4 protein-coding genes are annotated in these 4,132 nt (G+C 67.3%); all 4 read left to right on the forward strand.

All coding sequences use genetic code 11. From position 1 onward, the window contains the following. Positions 1 to 52 precede the first annotated feature (52 nt). Complete coding sequence (locus Q1V87_RS09350; RefSeq protein ID WP_300591955.1) at positions 53 to 1,417, forward strand: GAF domain-containing protein; 1,365 nt, start codon at positions 53 to 55, stop codon at positions 1,415 to 1,417. A 148-nt stretch (positions 1,418 to 1,565) separates the two neighbouring features. Next, positions 1,566 to 3,116 carry an aldehyde dehydrogenase family protein gene (locus tag Q1V87_RS09355; protein WP_300591957.1) on the forward strand — a complete coding sequence of 517 codons (1,551 nt, stop codon included), beginning with the start codon at positions 1,566 to 1,568 and terminating at the stop codon, positions 3,114 to 3,116. Positions 3,117 to 3,241: 125 nt separating this feature from the next. Beyond that, a complete protein-coding gene (locus tag Q1V87_RS09360; RefSeq protein ID WP_300591959.1) occupies positions 3,242 to 3,640 on the forward strand; it encodes a DUF779 domain-containing protein in 399 nt (132 codons plus the stop codon). Positions 3,641 to 3,689: 49 nt separating this feature from the next. Next, positions 3,690 to 4,132: TMEM175 family protein (locus tag Q1V87_RS09365; protein WP_300591961.1), on the forward strand; the 443-nt coding region annotated here is incomplete at its 3' end.

Raw genomic sequence — 4,132 nt, forward strand, 5'->3', positions numbered from 1 at the left:
CGGCGCGCACAGACGCTCGCGCCCATCACGATCAGTGCCGATCGGAGTCCGCATGCCCTCGCCGTGGTCCCCCGGGTCGGGTACCACCCCCGACGCCTCGAGGCTGATCATCGAGCGCGCCCGCGAGGAGTTCGTGCTCGGAAACGACACTGACGCGCGGGTCGGTGATGTGCGAGGCGTCGTGCGCGAAAGCTGGCGGCGTTCGCGCGACGGACGTGTCGGCGTCGAGGGTCTTCCCCCGCTCGCGCTGAGCGCCGAGGAACTCGAACTGCTTCGGGCGCAGCATCCGCTCGGTTCGGTCATGGACATGATCCGGGGACTGCTGATCCCGGGAGCGGCCGAGGACTCGGGCGTGATCGTCGCGGTCGGGGATGCCGCCGGACGGCTGCTGTGGGTCGAGGGAGACCGCACGTTGCGATCCCTCACCGGTGACATGGGGTTCGTGCCCGGCGCCGACTGGTCAGAGAAGGCTGTCGGGACCGCCGCCCCCGGGACCGCGCTCGCGCTCGACCGGTCGGTGCAGATCCGCGGCGCAGAGCACTTCAACCGACTCGTCCAACCCTGGTCGTGCACCGCGGCGCCCGTTCATGACCCTGAGACGCGTCGGCTCCTCGGGGTCATCGACGTCACCGGAGACGACCCAGCCGCGTCGGCCCAAGCCCAGCTTCTGGTGGACGCGACAGCCCGCGCCGTCGAGGGTGAACTGCTCCTTGCGCGTCTCCGGGAGCGGGCTTCCGGCGCGCGGCGCACGGGGGAGACGGCCGACGTCGAGGCACCCAAGCTTCGGCGAGCCCGGCCGGCTTCGGCATCCGTCGTGGCAACCCTTCGCGTGCTCGGTCGAGATCGCGCCCTTCTCGAGACCCTCTCAGACGGACACCTGCGGGTCAACGAGCTCACCACGCGCCACGCCGAGATCTTGCTGTGCCTTGCGACCCACCGCCAGGGCGTCTCGGCCGAAGCCCTCGGTGAACTCGTGTACGGCGATCCGGATGCGGGAACGACCCTGCGTGCCGAGATGGTGCGGTTGCGCAAGATCCTCGAGCGGATCGCGCCCTCGCTCGCTCCGCAATCCCGTCCCTACCGCCTCACGATGCCACTCGAGACCGACGCGCATCAGCTGCTCTCGCTTCTTGACCGGGGCGCGCACCGGGTCGCGCTCGCTGCCTATCGCGGCGATGTGCTCCCCGACTCGGCAGCGCCGGGCGTCGAGGAGTTCCGAGACACCGTGCGGGTGACGCTCCGAGAAGCGCTGCTCGCGGAGGCGAGCCTGGATGTGTTGCTCGCCTTTGCCGACACGGATGCCGGAGCCGACGATGTCGAGGTGCTTCGCCTGTGCCTGTCCATGCTCCCAGCGCGTTCCCCCAAGCGCGCTGGCCTGGTTGCCCGCATCGATCGTCTCGAGCGCGCAGAACCCTGACGCGCCACGCTCGGCAACGCCGGGAGCGCGGCATCCGTTTCACGTGCAACGGATGCCGGCAGAAGGCCTGCAACGGAATGCAACCTTGCCTCACCTACCGTCGACCCATCGCGACGACGGCCGTCGCGCGCAGTCGAAGGAGACTCACATGACGATTGTTGAAGAGGGCGTCTCAAGCGTGTACGCCGCCCCCGGCCAGCGCGGGGCGCTCGCCGACTACCGGGCCCGCTACGGCCACTACATCGGCGGCGAGTTTGTCGAACCGCTCAAGGGCCAGTACTTCGAAAACATCACCCCCGTCACCGGCAAGCCGTTCTGCGAGGTCGGCCGCGGCACCGTCGAAGACATCGACCGGGCTGTGGATGTCGCCTGGAAGGCGTTCCAGAGCTGGAAGCGCACCACTCCCGCCGAGCGGGCGAACATCCTCAACAAGATCGCCGACCGCATGGAGGCGAACCTCGAGTCCATCGCGGTGGCCGAGACCTGGGAGAACGGCAAGCCCGTCCGCGAGACGCTCGCCGCCGACATCCCGCTCGCGATCGATCACTTCCGATACTTCGCCGGCGTGCTGCGTGCCCAGGAGGGGTCGCTCAGCCAGATCGACGAAGACACCGTCGCCTACCACTTCAACGAGCCGCTGGGCGTGGTCGGTCAGATCATCCCGTGGAACTTCCCGATCCTCATGGCCACGTGGAAGCTCGCCCCCGCGCTGGCTGCCGGCAACTGTGTCGTGCTCAAGCCCGCCGAGCAGACTCCGGCGTCGATCCTGTTCCTGTTCGACATCATCGGTGACCTGCTGCCGGCAGGTGTCGTGAACATCGTCAACGGCTTCGGTATCGAGGCAGGTGCCCCGCTCGCGCAGCACAAGGGCATCCGCAAGGTCGCCTTCACCGGTGAGACCACGACCGGGCGCCTGATCATGCAGTACGCCTCGCAGAACCTCATCCCGGTGACCCTCGAGCTCGGTGGCAAGAGCGCGAATGTGTTCTTCGAGGATGTCGCCCGCGAACGCCACGACGACTACTACGACAAGGCTCTCGAGGGCTTCACGTTCTTCGCCCTCAACCAGGGTGAGGTCTGCACCTGCCCCTCGCGCGCGCTGATCCAGCGCTCGATCTACGACCAGTTCCTCGGCGACGGCCTGGAGCGGGTCGGCAAGATCGTGCAGGGCAACCCGCTGGACCCCGCCACGATGATCGGCGCGCAGGCATCCAACGACCAGCTCGAGAAGATCCTGTCCTACATCCAGATCGGCAAGGATGGCGGGGCCAAGCTCCTCGCCGGCGGCGAGCGGGTCGACCTCGGCGGTGACCTCAGCGGCGGCTACTACGTCGCCCCGACCGTGTTCGAGGGCACGAACGACATGCGGATCTTCCAGGAGGAGATCTTCGGTCCGGTCGTCTCGGTGACCTCGTTCGACGGGTTCGACGACGCGATCCACATCGCCAACGACACGCTCTACGGTCTGGGTGCGGGCGTGTGGAGCCGGTCCGGTGACACCGCGTACCGCGCCGGCCGCGCGATCGAGGCCGGACGTGTCTGGACGAACACGTACCACCAGTACCCGGCTCACGCCGCGTTCGGTGGCTACAAGCAGTCCGGCATCGGTCGCGAGAACCACCTGAAGATGCTCGACCACTACCAGCAGACCAAGAACCTCCTGGTCTCCTACGCCGAAGGCCCCATGGGCTTCTTCTAAACCGGCATCGCCGGGGGCGGCAGCCATCACGGATGCCGCCCCGCGTGCCGAACGCAGGATGAATCACGCAGTCGGCGCCGGTTCATCCTGCATTCGGCACCGGCCACCTTGAGCAAGGAGACAGCATGGTCAGCATCGGAACCTACGAGCGGGTCGCGGTCACCGACGAGGCTGCGGCGCTGCTGCGGGAACTCGCGGTGCACCACGGCGCGCTCATGTTCCACCAGTCGGGCGGATGCTGCGACGGCAGCGCGCCCATGTGTTACCCGGTGGGGATGTTCCTGACCGGTCCCAGCGACGTGAAGCTCGGCATCCTCGAGATCGACGGGATCGATCCGATCGAGTTCTTCATGTCGGAGTCACAGTTCGAGTATTGGAAGTACACGCACCTGACCGTGGACGTGGTCCCGGGCCGGGGCGCCGGATTCAGCGTCGAGAGTCCCACGGGTAAGAGGTTCATCATCCGCTCCCGGATGCTCACCGACGCCGAACTGGAGTTCTTCGGCCTCGGCCCCACGGCCTGACCTGCCGCCGGTCCGAGCGATCGGGCGGACCGGGTAGTACGGTGGCGGGATGACGGATGCCGAGTCTCGCGCTGCCGATGAGCAGCGGGCGGCGGATGCCGAGCTGCCCTCTGCGGAACGGCTGAAGGCCTTCACGGATGCCGTCGTGGCGATTGCCATGACGCTCCTGATCCTTCCGCTCATGGACAGTGTCACCGATGCAACGGAGTCGAGCGCGGGGGCTTGGGTGGCGGCGGAATGGCCGAGCCTGCTCACATTCATGCTGAGCTTCGTGCTCATCGCCAACTTCTGGCTCACCCACCACCGAATGTTCGCTCGAGTCACCCATGTGGACCAGGGCCTGTTGTGGCTCACCATCGGGTGGATGTTCACGATCGTGTGGCTCCCGGTCGCAACCGCTATCACGAGCACTTTCGATCCCGACCCGATCGAGAAGCTCCTCTACGTCGGCTCGCTCATCCTCACGAGCCTCGTCCTGACGCTCACGCGGGT

It is taken from the genome of Microbacterium sp. (genome assembly GCF_030149085.1).
GTDB lineage: Bacteria > Actinomycetota > Actinomycetes > Actinomycetales > Microbacteriaceae > Microbacterium.